Annotated in this window: 11 protein-coding genes; 8 read left to right on the forward strand and 3 right to left on the reverse strand. The window is 50.5% G+C overall.

Features of this window, described 5'->3' with window-relative positions:
• Nucleotides 1-8 precede the first annotated feature (8 nt).
• The 3 genes from ACXAH1_RS12270 to fadI form a co-directional block, all read right to left on the reverse strand.
• A complete protein-coding gene (locus ACXAH1_RS12270) occupies nt 9-1,499 on the reverse strand; it encodes a GGDEF domain-containing protein (RefSeq protein WP_475197007.1) in 1,491 nt (496 codons plus the stop codon).
• A gap of 139 nt (nt 1,500-1,638) precedes the next feature.
• Nucleotides 1,639-3,738 carry a fatty acid oxidation complex subunit alpha FadJ gene (gene fadJ, locus ACXAH1_RS12275; protein ID WP_475197009.1) on the reverse strand — a complete coding sequence of 700 codons (2,100 nt, stop codon included), beginning with the start codon at nt 3,736-3,738 and terminating at the stop codon, nt 1,639-1,641.
• On the reverse strand, nt 3,738-5,048 hold the full coding sequence (gene fadI, locus ACXAH1_RS12280; protein WP_046005954.1) for an acetyl-CoA C-acyltransferase FadI: 1,311 nt from the start codon (nt 5,046-5,048) through the stop codon (nt 3,738-3,740). Before fadI ends, fadJ begins: the two co-directional genes overlap by 1 nt.
• A 316-nt stretch (nt 5,049-5,364) precedes the next feature.
• Between fadI and ACXAH1_RS12285 the strand changes: the two genes are divergently transcribed.
• Genes ACXAH1_RS12285 through ACXAH1_RS12320 form a run of 8 tightly spaced genes read left to right on the forward strand, consistent with a single transcriptional unit; the run spans nt 5,365 to nt 13,528 of the window.
• Entirely contained in the window at nt 5,365-6,321 is a 957-nt protein-coding gene (locus ACXAH1_RS12285) for an AAA family ATPase (protein ID WP_054013946.1), read from the forward strand.
• Between the two features lie 24 nt (nt 6,322-6,345).
• A complete protein-coding gene (locus tag ACXAH1_RS12290; RefSeq protein WP_475197105.1) occupies nt 6,346-7,284 on the forward strand; it encodes a DUF58 domain-containing protein in 939 nt (312 codons plus the stop codon).
• Nucleotides 7,285-7,287: 3 nt separating this feature from the next.
• Nucleotides 7,288-7,719, forward strand: a complete 432-nt coding sequence (locus tag ACXAH1_RS12295) for a DUF4381 domain-containing protein (RefSeq protein WP_475197011.1) — start codon at nt 7,288-7,290, stop codon at nt 7,717-7,719.
• Nucleotides 7,712-8,698, forward strand: coding sequence for a vWA domain-containing protein (locus ACXAH1_RS12300; RefSeq protein ID WP_475197014.1), 987 nt, complete (start codon nt 7,712-7,714; stop codon nt 8,696-8,698). Before ACXAH1_RS12295 ends, ACXAH1_RS12300 begins: the two co-directional genes overlap by 8 nt.
• A complete protein-coding gene (locus tag ACXAH1_RS12305; RefSeq protein ID WP_475197015.1) occupies nt 8,695-10,605 on the forward strand; it encodes a vWA domain-containing protein in 1,911 nt (636 codons plus the stop codon). Before ACXAH1_RS12300 ends, ACXAH1_RS12305 begins: the two co-directional genes overlap by 4 nt.
• Nucleotides 10,599-12,230, forward strand: coding sequence for a BatD family protein (locus ACXAH1_RS12310; RefSeq protein ID WP_475197017.1), 1,632 nt, complete (start codon nt 10,599-10,601; stop codon nt 12,228-12,230). Before ACXAH1_RS12305 ends, ACXAH1_RS12310 begins: the two co-directional genes overlap by 7 nt.
• Before the next feature lie 51 nt (nt 12,231-12,281).
• Nucleotides 12,282-12,797: a sigma-70 family RNA polymerase sigma factor gene (locus ACXAH1_RS12315; protein ID WP_138553476.1), complete on the forward strand. Its 516-nt coding sequence runs from the start codon at nt 12,282-12,284 to the stop codon at nt 12,795-12,797.
• Entirely contained in the window at nt 12,797-13,528 is a 732-nt protein-coding gene (locus ACXAH1_RS12320) for a DUF3379 family protein (RefSeq protein ID WP_475197020.1), read from the forward strand. Before ACXAH1_RS12315 ends, ACXAH1_RS12320 begins: the two co-directional genes overlap by 1 nt.
• Nucleotides 13,529-13,799 lie beyond the last annotated feature (271 nt).

A 13,799-nucleotide genomic window follows, 5' to 3' on the forward strand; every position in this document is an offset into this window, starting at 1 on the left:
AACCCGCGCTAATGGCTACTGAACAGTACGGCCCTGCCCCGACCCGCGGCTTTGGCTTGGTATAGTGCATCGTCGGCCTCACCAATCAGTGTCTCTACATCGGCCTGTGAGCCAACCTGAGCCCGGCTGGTGACGCCGATACTCAAACTCAGATCATACTGATTCTGTTCGTTATAAGTAATTACCAGACGCTGGGCCATTTGTAAGGCTTTTTCGGCACCAATTTCAGGGCATACCAGCACAAACTCATCGCCGCCCCAGCGACCAAGGCGGTCACTGGGGCGAATAGAGGCCGTCAGGAATCCACTGAGTTCAGCCAATGCTGCATCTCCAACCTGATGCCCAAGAGTGTCGTTTAGGGTCTTAAACTTGTCTATGTCTACCATCATGACCGACAGGGACCTCTGATAACGGTGTGCCCGACTTAACTCATCTTTGAGGAGTTGCTCTATCTGACCACGATTATAGACCTGAGTTAAAAAGTCCAGCTCAGCTTTTTGTTGTAACTGCAATTCCGGACGAATATCACGGATCACTGCCACAAAGTAAGTTTCCTGTCCCAGTGCCGTTCTGGCAATTGCAATATCCAATGGGATCTCATCACCCGATTTATGTAATCCTACGATATTCAGCCCGTTCTCTCCTTTTCGACGCATTTGCGCACGTCCGCTAAAATTACGCCGTTCTTTACGGTGCAGCTCGCGAAAGCGTACTGGGATGAGGTCTTCTACTGTCATTTTGAGTAGTTCATGAGTGCCATAGCCAAACAGTTCTGTGCAGGATTGATTAACACGCGTGATACTGCCGTTATACTCGCAATACAACAGTGCATCCGGGATTGCATTAAACAAACAGGCTCGCTCTTCTATGGTTCTGAGCTGCCCACGTAACACCACAGCACCGGCACAAGCCAGGATCACAACTAATGACAAAAGCAGCCAGGCCTCAATTGAGCCCTTGTTGATCACACTTTCAAGTGCAGCCTGATGCTGAAGTCGGGTTGTATGAATGCGAGCTTCCATACCTGAGCGTAATGATTGTAGCGCACTGTCCAGTTGCTGATGTTGGGACGAATGCGCCGGCTCAGATGATTGAGTCTCAGAGGTCGATGATATGGTGCTGTCACTGTGAGTGGTTATATGTTCAAGATAGTGCTTAATTTGCTCAAGGGCTTGCCTTTCCATCTCACTCAAGTCAAGCGCCCCAATCATCGCTACTATCTGCAGGGCCACCGTAGTTCGGACATCAGCCTCAGGACGAGGTTGCGCAGGTAAATAATCCTTAACCTGATGCGCCGTATTTACGTTGCTGAGTTGATGTTCCAGATCATCGAGCAGCTCAGCCTCGCGTAAAATAATATCGGCCTGTTCCTGCCAGTGCTGTTCAAACCTTGCTATCACCTCGTTGGCATCATCACTGATGTAGAACATCACAACATTCGCCAGTACAGTCACGCCAGCCAGCGTGGCAATAAACGTAAAAAAGTACCTGTTGTGCATGCCATATCCCCGGGCAAATGACGAGCGCTATCACCTGTGTTACCAATAGCAAGCAGTGTGCCGACAATGATTCCTTTTATTGTAGCCGAAAATAAAAAAGCCGCATCAATGCGGCTTTTTCTAATGCTCAGACAAATGCTTAGCTGTAGTAAGCTTCGCCAGCTTCGGCCTTAGCCAGTAGCGGTTCCGCTGGTGTAAACACCGCATTGTCGGTGGCATAGGTAGACAGCTCTGAACACACTTTGTTCAGACCACGTTTGTCCATATAGCTGAACGGTCCACCTAAGAATGGCGGGAAGCCAATACCAAAGATGGCACCAATGTCACCATCACGGGCACTATCGATGATACCTTCATCCAGACAGCGCGCAGCTTCATTGAGCATTTGCGCCACACAGCGGCTGGCAATTTCTTGCTTGTTCAGACGAGGTGCCGGTGTAATTCCCAGCAAGTCATAGACAGACTCGTCCACTTTCTTGCCTTTGGCTTCATATTTGTAGAATCCCTTGCCGGTCTTACGACCCAGACGCTTGCTGTCGATCATGCGGGCAAAGGCATCCGGTGCTTTAAAACGCTCACCCAGTTCTTTTTCAAGAATAGGCGCAATCTTAGAGCCGATGTCCACACCCACTTCGTCCAGCAATGCTAAAGGCCCAACCGGGAAGCCAAACTCAACCAGGGCCTGGTCAATCTTTTCAATTGGCTCGCCCGCTAGCAGCAGGTTGGCCGCTTCGTTCACGTAAGGTGCCAAAATACGGTTCACATAGAAGCCCGCTTTGTCTTTTACCACGATAGGCGTCTTGCCCTGCTTGCGCGCAAAATTCACGGTACGCGCAATGGTCTCTTGTGATGTACCCTCATGCGGGATGATCTCAACCAGAGGCATTTTCTCGACCGGCGAGAAGTAATGCAGGCCAATCACGTTCTCAGGACGTGCTGCTTTTTCAGCGATCTGCGCAATCGGTAACGACGACGTGTTACTGGCAAAAATGGTTTGCTCTGTACATTCGCGCTCGATGTCGGCCACCATGCTTTGTTTCAGTGCCAAGTCTTCAAATACCGCTTCAATCACGATATCAGTGTGACGCATGCCAGAGTAGTCAGTGGTACCTGTGATGCGGTTCATCGCCAGTTGCAGCTCGGCCTTAGACAGAATACGTTTTTTCTGTTTTTTAGACAGGATCTTGTAGCTGTAGCTTAGTGCATTGCTGATCCCCTGATGTGCCACATCTTTAATGCGCACAGGTACACCGGCTTTTACCGCACTCACGTGGGCAATACCACCGCCCATCAGGCCGCCACCCAGTACCGCCGCGCGGTTAATCTTAGGCGCGTCGTCGCTTTGCCACTCTTTTTTCATCTCTGTGGTCGCGAAGAAAATGCCACGCAGTGACTGTGACACTTCGGTCATGACCAAGTCAGCAAACCCTTCGGCTTCTGTTTTGTAGGCTTTCAGTTCACCTAATTCAACTGAAGCACGCACTGCCTTGATAATAGCCAGTGGCGCCGGATAGTGACCACCGGTTTTCTTCTCAACGTTTTCCTGCGCTTTTTTGAAGATGATGTTGCGGCCAAACGGATTTGATTCCAGCAGCTGGCTAAGCTTATCCAGCTTAGGTTTACGTGCTTTAGGCTTGTTGCCACGAGCCAGTTTGATGGCCACATCCAGTAAAATACTGTGCGGCACGCTGTCGTCAACCAGACCGGCTTTTTTAGCTTGCTTGGCACGCACTTGCTTGCCCGTCAGCATCCATTCTAATGCTTTTTGAATACCCACCAGTTTTGGCAGACGTTGTGTGCCGCCACCGCCAGGTAACAGGCCCAGTTGTACTTCTGGCAAACCTAATTTGGTTTTATCGTCATCACTACATACGCGATAATCACACGCCAGGGCGAATTCCAGACCGCCACCCAGTGCTGCACCGTGAATGGCCGCAACCGTTGGGAATGGCAGCTTCTGCATTTTGAAAAATGCCTGCTGGCACATTTCAGATAAGCGCAGCGCATCTTCGCGGGTTTTTGCCTGATCCAGCATTTTGATGTCGGCACCGGCGATAAAGTTATCGTCTTTACCGCTGACAAACACCATACCAGTTACATCATCACTGCGACCCTGCTCCAGGATAGTCAGCAATTCATCGGCAAAGCTGTCACGCAGCGTATTCATCTTCTCGCCCGGCACATCTATGGTGACGATGGCCACGCGGTGGCTGTTTAATTCATAACTAAATACTGACATTATGCACTCTCCAATACAAAGGCTGCACCCAGACCACCAGCCGCACAAGCTGTAGTCAGCGCAAGTCCACCACCGCGACGTTTCAGTTCATTCAGGGTTTGCGTGATCAAACGCGCACCTGTTGCCGCAAACGGGTGTCCATAGGCCAAAGAGCCACCGTTTACGTTGAATTTATCCATATCGATTTCACCCAGCGCTTTGCTGCGACCCAGCTTTTCCTGAGCAAACTTATCAGAGGCGAACATCTTCATGTTGGCCAGAGTTTGCGCCGCAAACGCTTCGTGCATTTCAATTAAATCTAAGTCTTGCAGAGTCAGACCCGCACGCTCCAGTGCCAGTGGCGTGGAGTGAGCCGGGCCCATCAGCATGTCTTCGTGTACGCCGATAGCGGTAAATGCATAGTTGCGCACATAGCCCAGGATTTCGTAACCCAGTGCTTTGGCTTTGCTTTCGCTCATCATCAATACCGCAGCGGCACCATCAGTAAGCGGCGTTGCGTTTGCCGCAGTGACCGAGCCATGCTTGCGATCAAAGACCGGACGCAATTTCGCGTAGCCTTCCAGCGATGAGTTAGCACGAATGTTGTTATCTTTGTCGATGAAACCTTTGTATGGCTCTACATGTGCCGTCATGACTTCGTCTTTTAGCAGACCTGCATCCCACGCTTTAGCAGCCAGGGTGTGAGAGCGATGCGCCAGCGCATCCTGATCGGCACGGCTGATAGCATGGGTTTTGGCCATTTGCTCTGCCGTCTGACCCATAGACAGGCCCGTTGAGTATTCCGCAACGGCCGGCGGTACTGGCATCAAATCTTTCAGTCTGAGCTTTGAGAAAATCTTCAGGCGTTGCGACAAAGTACGCGCCTTGTTTAAATCAACCAGGCTACCAGCCAGCTTTTTGCTCACACCAATGGGGAGCACGGATGATGAATCCGCACCACCGGCGATACCGACCGCCGTGTGACCGGCAATAATAGACTCGGCAACATTGGCGACCGCCTGGAAGCTGGTGGCACAGGCTCGAGATACGGAATAAGCATCGACGGATACCGGCATGCCGGTGCCCAGTACGATTTCACGTGCAATGTTTGGCGCTTCCGGCATTTGCACCACCTGGCCGAAGACCAGCTGGTCGATTTCGTTCTTATCTATATTAAGGCGTTCCAGCATTTCATTGACAACGACCTTACCCAGGTCCAGTGCCGGTACGTGGTGATAGGCCGTAGCCTGTTTCGCAAAGGGTGTACGCAGGCCAGAAACAATGGCAATGCGGTCCCCTTTTGTTGTTTTTAGAATGTGTTGTTCAGACATGAATTTTGCTCTCCCGCTGACAGGTCTGACCTGTTATTGTCGTTTGATTCTAAACAACCGAATCCTTAATGCCAATAGTAAATTGGAAAATCTTATCATTCGAGTAAGATTGAGATGGTCCTTCTAAACGCCGCTATTAAATCTAGCCTGATTTTTGCTCAATTCAAAAAGTCACTGAAAAATAAATGAAGTTTTGGGAACTTTCACCTGCTTCAGTGTCTAATCAAGTTACAAAAAATCGCCCGCAAAACCTTGAGTTTTGCGCCTCAATCCTTATAAATAAGCAAAAAATTTGTCACAACAAGGACAAAGCACCATGGCAGTAAACGCATTTAGTGAACTGAAAAACTACCTCGACTCTCAAATTTTAGGTCAAAGCGCACTGACAGAAGCGCTGCTCATCGCCTTGCTGGCAGATGGCCACTTGCTGGTGGAAGGCCCGCCAGGGCTGGCTAAAACCCGTGCCGTGAACGCGCTGGCCAAAGGCATAGAAGGCAGCTTTCAGCGTGTTCAGTTTACCCCGGACTTGTTGCCCGCCGATATCACCGGCACCGACATCTATCGCCAGCAAACCAGCGAGTTTGTGTTTGAAAAAGGCCCTTTATTCCATCACCTGATTTTGGCGGACGAAATTAACCGTGCGCCAGCTAAGGTTCAGTCAGCCTTATTGGAAGCCATGGCAGAGCGGCAGATCACGGTAGGCAAAACAACTTACCCGCTGCCAGAGCTGTTTATGGTAATGGCTACGCAAAACCCGCTTGAACAGGAAGGGACCTATCCACTGCCGGAAGCGCAGCTAGACCGTTTCCTGTTGCACCTGAACATTGATTACCCGCAAGCGAGCACTGAGCTTGAGATCCTGCGTTTAACGCGTGGCGAAGCCCTGTCGGAACAAACCGCGCAGTTTACGCCGATTTCACAGCAAACCTTATTTGAAGCACGTAAAAAAGTGCTGTCACTGCATCTGGCCGAACCGCTTGAGCACTATCTGGTGCAGTTGATCATTGCTACCCGTGAAGCCGCTAAGCTGGATCAACAGCTGGGTGCCTGGATTGAATACGGCGCCAGTCCGCGGGCCACCATTGCGCTGGATAAGTGTGCACGTGCTCACGCCTGGTTGCAGGGTCAGGATTTTGTGACACCGGATGATATTCAGGCGGTGCTGCACAATGTGCTGCGTCATCGTATTATTCTGAGCTATGAAGCGCAGGCGGACGGGATCAGCAAAGATCAGGTGATCAGCCGTATTCTGGAACTGGTCCCTGTGCCATAAGTGGTCGCGATGATGAAGCATTCAATGCAACACACCGATCACACCCAGTGGTTGGCACAAAGCCACAGCAATGGTGTTGAACTGACACTCAAAGAGCTGCTTTATTATAAGAGCAAAGCACGCTTACTGGATCTCAAGCCCAAGCGCGCCATCCGCAGTGATCAGGCCGGGCAATATCTGGCACCACACAAAGGCCGGGGCATGGAGTTTGCCGAGGTACGTCAGTACCAGTATGGTGATGATATTCGCGCTATCGACTGGCGAGTAACGGCACGTACAGGTGAGGCCCATACCAAGCTGTATCAGGAAGAAAAAGAACGTCCGGTGTTTATCTTCTGCGATCTGTCCAGTTCTTTGCTGTTCGGCAGCCGCCTGTTGCTCAAGTCTGTTCAGGCTGCGCATCTGAGTGCCCTGGTTGCCTGGTCAGCATGTGCCCGTGGTGACCGGCTCGGTGGTGTGGTGTTCAGTGAGCAAGGCCACCATGAGCTTAAGCCCACTGCGCGTGATAAAGGCGTGCTGGCATTTTGCCACCAATTGTGCGACATCCACGCGCAGAGCCTGGCTAAGCGCGGCGACAATCAGGCCTCGACGTTTGACAATAACCTGAAACGTTTATCGCACCTGGCCAAACCCGGCAGCCTTATTTATCTTATCTCCGACTTCAGCCAGCTTAACGAGGCCAGTTTTAAACAGCTTGAGCATCTTAGCCGGCACTGTGAACTGATTGGCTGCCAAATCAGCGATCCGTTCGAGCATACCCTGCCCGCTTATAAAGATGCGATTGAAGTCAGTTCAGCCTCTGGTAACTGGACATTGCCACTGGCGGATAAACAATTCAGAGCCCAATTTGCCGAACAGGCTGAACAGGCTTTTCAGACCCGGCTGGCCCGTTTGCAACGTGCCGGCATGACAATGCAAACGTTTTGCGCCTCAGCGCCAATAGAAACACAGATCTGCAGGTAAGTGATGATGCAAAACCCATTAGATGCACTCCATGATGTGATCCCGCCCGAGCAGGTAAGCTGGTGGCCACTGGCCCCGGCCAGTTGGGCCGTTATCATCGCCTTAGTGTTGATAGTCGTAATCGGTATCTGGCTTGCTGTCAGACACTGGCAGCATAATGGGGCGAAACGAGAAGCCATTAAACTGAGTCAGCAGCATACTCAGGATGCCCTGGCACTGCATGGCATACTTAAACGCCTGACCCGACATTACTATGGCAGCGAACAAGCCGCAAAGCCAACGGCACAATGGCATAAGATGCTCAATCAGCTGACGCGTCAACAGTTTAGTGAGCAAGATCTGAACTCGCTGTACAGCAGCACACCAACTGTGGAGTGCAGTAAATTGCTAGCGGCAATAAAAACCTTTAAAACCAAAGAGGCCGTGCATGTTTGAACTTGACTGGCCACTGGCCCTTTTTCTTCTTCCCTTACCCTGGCTGATAGCACGTTTTAAGCCAGCTGCGGCGCAAACTCAGGTGCGCTTACGTATGCCTGGATACCAGCAACAAATCGGTGCAGGACAAACGTTAGCTGCGCCAAAACGTGGCGTAAATGTGATCGAAGCGTTGATCTGGCTTTGCCTTGTTGTGGCACTGAGCGGGCCGAGCTGGCTTGATGACCCGGTCACCTTACCCAATGAGGGTCGTGATATTATGCTGGCCGTAGACTTGTCCGGCTCTATGACCGAACAGGACATGGCTTATCAGGGCAAATATGTTGACCGTCTGTCAGTGGTTAAAGCTGTTTTGTCCGATTTCATTGTAGAGCGACAAGGCGACCGACTGGGACTGATCCTGTTCGGCGATACGGCATTCCTGCAAACCCCGCTGACACGTGACTTACAAACCGTCAGCCAGATGCTGAGCGAAGCACAAATTGGCCTGGTTGGTCGGGCGACTGCAATTGGCGATGCCATTGGCTTATCGGTTAAACGCTTCAACCAGAAAGATCAAAGTAGCCGTATTCTGATCCTGCTCACCGACGGTCAGAACACGGCTGGTAACCTGGAACCCAAAGAGGCCCTGATCCTGGCTCGCGAAGAAGGCATCAAAATCTATACTGTCGGCGTCGGCTCTGATGGCCGAGGTGGTTTCAGTCTGTTTGGCATGGGCGGTATGACTGGCAGCATAGATGAGAATACCCTTAAACACATCGCCTCTGAAACCGGTGGCGCGTACTTCCGTGCCAAAGATGTGAAAGGCCTGCAACAAATCTACGCTGAACTGGATAAACTGGAACCCATTGCTGATGAAAACCAGACTTTCAGGCCCCGCCTGTCACTCTTTTATTTGCCACTGCTGATTGCATTGGCGCTGTGGAGCCTGACGCTGCTGAGTAAAGCCATCAAACAATTGCGAGTTAAACCACTATGACCGAGTTTATATTTATTCGCCCTACTTTGTTGTGGTTGCTTTTGCCCTGGTTACTGCTAACAGGTATGCAATGGCTAAAGCGTCACCGTAGTACAGACGAGGCGCTGATCGCGCCACACCTTGCACAAGTCGTACTAGAGAACGGCCCCCGGAAGCAGCGCAACAGCACGCCCTGGCTGGTTAGTCTGCTTCTGCTGTTAAGCATACTGGCCGCAGCCGGGCCCAGCTTTGAAAAGCACACGGTGCCAGTGTTTAAAAGTAAACAAGCCCGGGTGCTGGTCATGGATATGTCTTACTCTATGTATGCCACTGACATTCAGCCTAACCGGCTCACTCAGGCGCGCTTTAAAACCCTGGATATGATTGGCCAGTTTACTGAGGGTGATACAGCGCTGGTTGCCTATGCCGGAGACGCATTTGTCGTCTCGCCTTTAACCGATGATGTAAAGACGCTGGAAAACCTGGTACCCAGTCTGAGCCCTGACATAATGCCCAGTAAAGGTGCCAACGTGTTAGCAGGGCTGGATCAGGCCAAAACCTTGCTGGATCAGGCTGGGTATAATGAAGGAGAAATCATCCTCATCAGTGACGAGGTAGAACAAAATGAACTGTCGGATATCGCCGATCTATTAAATGGAACAGGGTATCGCCTTCATGTATACGGTATAGGTACACCAGACGGTGCACCAATTGGACTGCCAGAAGGTGGGTTCTTGAAAGACCGTTACGGTCAGATTGTAGTCCCGAAACTGTATCCGGAGCGACTATCCGCCCTCGCCTCCCGCCTGGGTGGTCGCTATGCAACCTATACACCCAGCGACAACGACATAAAAACGTTTGCGCCAAGCAAAGTAACCGATCTGGACAGCACTGAGCAGCCAAGCGAAACCCTGTGGCACCTGGACGCAGGTAAGTATCTGCTGTTTGTGATTGTCCCGCTTGCGTTGTGGTTGATGCGCACCCAGCCACTTACTCTGGGTTTATTCGTTGTGGCGTTGTTACAACCCAAGACTGGATATACTGCAGACTGGACCAGCTGGTTTAAAAATCAGGATCAGCAGGCACTGGAATCCTATCAGCAAGGCAACTTTGAACAGGCGCAGAGCGCTCAGGATCCGCTGCTCAAAGGCACCGCATTATACAAAGCCGGAGAGTATGAACAGGCAGCGGAACAGCTCAAACACACCACATCCGCCACCGGGCAATATAACTATGGTAATGCGCTGGCGAAGTCCGGACAACTTGATCAAGCCATTGCGGCCTATGAGCAGGCCCTGCAACTGGACCCTGATTTAGAACAAGCGAAAGCAAATAAACAGCTGGTTGAAAACCTCAGGGAACAGCAACAGCAGTCCCAGCAACAAAATGGCGACCAGTCAGATGATCAGCAGCAATCCGGCGACCAGCAAGATCAGCAGCAAAGTGACCAGCAGCAAGACGGTGAACAACAAAACGGCCAGCAATCAGATGGGCAGCAGCAACAGCAAGACGAACAACAGTCTTCGCAATCTGATTCTGAACCGCAATCTGACTCTTCACAAAGTGAAGCAAATGACCAGCAAAGCGCTGAGTCTCAGGATGCGGCAGCATCAGACAATGATAACGCACCCGAGCTTGCACAATCGGAACAACAAAACGAGCAGGAGCAACAAGCAGAACAGACTGCTCAGCAGATGCAGCAGGCACAGCAACAAGCTACTGAAGATCAAAGTCAGCCCGAGGGGACACAGCAAATGATGCAAAGTCGCCCACTGACACCAGAAGAAAAAGAAAAAGCACAGCAACTCGATCAGTTACTGCGTAAAGTACCAGACGATCCAGCCATCTTGCTGCGCAACAAAATGTTATTGGAATCACAACAACGGGTGCGTCAGCGACGCCCGCGAGGAGTAGAAAAATCATGGTAACGCGATTACTGGGATCCGTGATCTTACTTATTACAATGATGCCTACCTGGGCGATAGACCAGCTCAGCGCCAGTGTCGACAAAAACCCGGTGCTGGTTGGAGAGTATTTTACCCTGACCATAGAAGCTAATGGCAAAGTATCCGGACAGATGCCAGACACCAGTGCCCTGAGCGCTCAGTTTGTCACCAGCCCTGTCAGTACCAGCTCCCGCACCAGTATCATCAATGGCAGCATGAGCAGTACCACCAGCTGGCAAATGCAACTTCTGTCTCGCAAAGCCGGGGAATTTACCATCCCGAGTTTTGAAGTTGCAGGTCATCAGTCTCGCCCTATCAAGCTCAAGGTACTTGCCCGCGAGCAAGATGGTGAAGCGCAGCAAAATATCTTTATTAAAACCGAGCTAAAACCAGATACATTGCATGTTCAGCAGGCTGCGCTCTTCACTGTTAAGCTGTATCTTGGCCAGGATCTGCTGGATGGTCAACTCAGCGCGCCACAAATGCAGGATGCGCAAATTGCCCAGCTGGGAAAACAAAGTGAGGACTATGAGATAGTCAATGGTCGTCGTTATATGGTCGTGACCCGAGAATACCTGGTACAACCACAAAAAAGCGGCACCTTTACATTGGAGCCACCTATCTTTAATGGCCAGATCCGCGAAGGCTACCGCCGAATGGCGGTCTCAGCGGTAGGTGACAGTCTTGAAGTCGAGGTGAAACCCATTCCGGATACCTATTCAGGTGCCTGGTTGCCCAGTGAGTTGGTCAACCTAAGCGAAGAGTGGCAACCAAATGAGCAGACCGTCACTGTTGGGACACCAATCACCCGCACTCTGACATTAACGGCTCTGGGGATCACCAAAGAGCAACAGCCCGATATACAAGTGCCTGATGTCGACGGCTTCAGAACTTACCCGGATGAAACAGATCGAAAACAGATGACGCGCGACGGCCGGGTAATTTCTCAGCTTATTGCCTCTTATGCCTTGTTGCCTCAGACACCTGGCACTTATACTCTGCCAGAAATTAAAGTGCCCTGGTTCAATACCGTGATCAATAGAGTACAGTATGCAACCTTGCCATCCAGAACCATTGAGGTAAAAGCCGATCCGAATCAGGTATCGGTCGCCCCTGCGCCTGTCGCCAACACGCCACAGCAAACAACAACTCAGGCTGAACCACACATTGTGATCCAGCCGGCAGATAAAACCTGGCTGGACTGGGCGCTGATTGCATCTGGTTATGTACTGTGGTTCATTACTTTGTTAGTGTGGTTTATAACTCGCCAATCGGCCAAGGTAGCGCCAACGCAGAGCGATTATACACCCCAAGCGCCAGACGAAGCACAAGCAATTAAACAAATTAAACACGCCGCTCAACACTCAGATCCGGGACAATGCTATCAGGCCCTTAAAGCACTTGCGCGCGCACAAGGCTATGACCATATCCATGCCTGGCGCCGCCAGCTCAGCCATGAGTTGCAAAACGAAATTGCAAAGTTGCAAGGGGCGCTCTATAGTGCCAAACAAGAGAACGTTGACCTGAGCGTGCTATATCAACTGATTGCCGCACAGCATAAGCAGGTTAAAAACGCGAAAAAACAGCAACTTGAGCCGTTGTACTAATTTTTCTTCGGTGAGATGAAATAATGTTGCTAGAGACAAGGTCTTATTAGCATGACCACAAAACAAAAACGTTACGAAAGTCTGGTCCAGGTGTACAACAAGGAGCTTTATCGCTTTGCTTACTGGTTGTGCCAGGACCCGACCATTGCTGAAGATTTGGTACAGGAAACTTTTTTACGCGCCTGGCGATCACTGGACGCCCTGCAGGATGACAGCGCAGCCAAATCCTGGCTATTAACCATTTTGCGGCGAGAAAATGCGCGCCGCTTTGAACGCAAACAATTTGATTATGCCGACGTAGAGCAGGACACGCTGGTTGATTCGACCAGTGCCTCACCCGACTCGCAGACTGAGCAAATGATGGTCCAAAGACAGATTAGTTTATTGTCACCGGAATATCGTGAGCCGCTGCTGTTACAGGTTGTGATGGGCTGCTCCGGCGAGGAAATAGCACAGATCCTGGAACTCAACAAAAATACCGTGATGACCAGGCTATATCGTGCCAGAAACCAATTGAAAGAGGCTTTAACACAAGTGACCGAAACAGCAAAAGGGGCATCAAACTGATGGATGAACTTGAATTTCGCCGCCGCTTGTTTGCCGATCCCAATGATAAGGATGTAATTGCACAGGCAGACACAGATCCGGCCAAACAACGTCTCGTAAAAGAGATGCAGGATTTTGATGCAACACTTCACAGTGCGCTGGATATTTCAGTGCCTGATGACCTGGCACAAAAAATCCTTGCAAAGCAGCAAGCAGATACAGAGACTTCCAGCAAACAAAGTGCCGAAGTAAAACAGCTGGCCTGGTACCGTCGCTTTAAAGCGCCGCTGGCCACGGCTGCCTCAGCCTTACTGGCTGTCTCCTTGTACTTTGCAACCTCAGTTCAGGCGCCATTGCATGCAGGTGAACATGCGCTAGAACACGTATATTACGAAGCAGAAGCCCTGGCGTTAACAGATGAAGTTCAGTTACAGGTTGTCAACGAGAAGCTTGCTATGTTTGGTGGCAAACTGGAATCCATGCCGGGTAAAGTGACCTATGCAACGTTTTGTAACTTTAAAGGGCAGCGCAGTCTGCATTTGATATTTCAGTCGGAGCATGGCCCGGTAACTGTGTTTATTGTGCCCACCGACAGAAATGAAGCCACAGGCACAGACGAGCAGTTTGCCGATGCACGTTTCAGCGGAAGCATCAAGCCAGGAGAAAGAGCGGACACCATTTTAGTGGCTGATCTGAATACCCCATTGGAGCGTTACGAAACGGCTGTGACAGAATCATTACGCTGGTTGTAAATTTTACTTTCTTTATATACAACAACACCGGGTTTTAACCCGGTGTTGTTGTATTACTATGTACCCGCCCCAACACTTAAAACAAATAGCTGATGAAAAAGAATCAACTATCAGTTATTTACGAACAATCAGAAAGATTATTTCGACCTGAACAAAAAACACATACAAACTTAATTATTTCAAACACTTAGCATCCATCTTGTGCAACGTAACCTGAACCCGCTATTGAAATCGCTTCGCTTCACCACATTGATTAATTACAATGCGTTCA

This window comes from Pseudoalteromonas sp. AWH4_217, from assembly GCF_056161105.1.

Bases quoted from the DNA above. Each gene is read 5' to 3' on its own strand.
- ACXAH1_RS12270 (WP_475197007.1), bottom strand. From the start codon at position 1,499: ATGCACAACAGGTACTTTTTTACGTTTATTGCCACGCTGGCTGGCGTG.
- fadJ (WP_475197009.1), bottom strand. From the start codon at position 3,738: ATGTCAGTATTTAGTTATGAATTAAACAGCCACCGCGTGGCCATCGTC.
- fadI (WP_046005954.1), bottom strand. From the start codon at position 5,048: ATGTCTGAACAACACATTCTAAAAACAACAAAAGGGGACCGCATTGCC.
- ACXAH1_RS12285 (WP_054013946.1), top strand. From the start codon at position 5,365: ATGGCAGTAAACGCATTTAGTGAACTGAAAAACTACCTCGACTCTCAA.
- ACXAH1_RS12290 (WP_475197105.1), top strand. From the start codon at position 6,346: ATGCAACACACCGATCACACCCAGTGGTTGGCACAAAGCCACAGCAAT.
- ACXAH1_RS12295 (WP_475197011.1), top strand. From the start codon at position 7,288: ATGATGCAAAACCCATTAGATGCACTCCATGATGTGATCCCGCCCGAG.
- ACXAH1_RS12300 (WP_475197014.1), top strand. From the start codon at position 7,712: ATGTTTGAACTTGACTGGCCACTGGCCCTTTTTCTTCTTCCCTTACCC.
- ACXAH1_RS12305 (WP_475197015.1), top strand. From the start codon at position 8,695: ATGACCGAGTTTATATTTATTCGCCCTACTTTGTTGTGGTTGCTTTTG.
- ACXAH1_RS12310 (WP_475197017.1), top strand. From the start codon at position 10,599: ATGGTAACGCGATTACTGGGATCCGTGATCTTACTTATTACAATGATG.
- ACXAH1_RS12315 (WP_138553476.1), top strand. From the start codon at position 12,282: ATGACCACAAAACAAAAACGTTACGAAAGTCTGGTCCAGGTGTACAAC.
- ACXAH1_RS12320 (WP_475197020.1), top strand. From the start codon at position 12,797: ATGGATGAACTTGAATTTCGCCGCCGCTTGTTTGCCGATCCCAATGAT.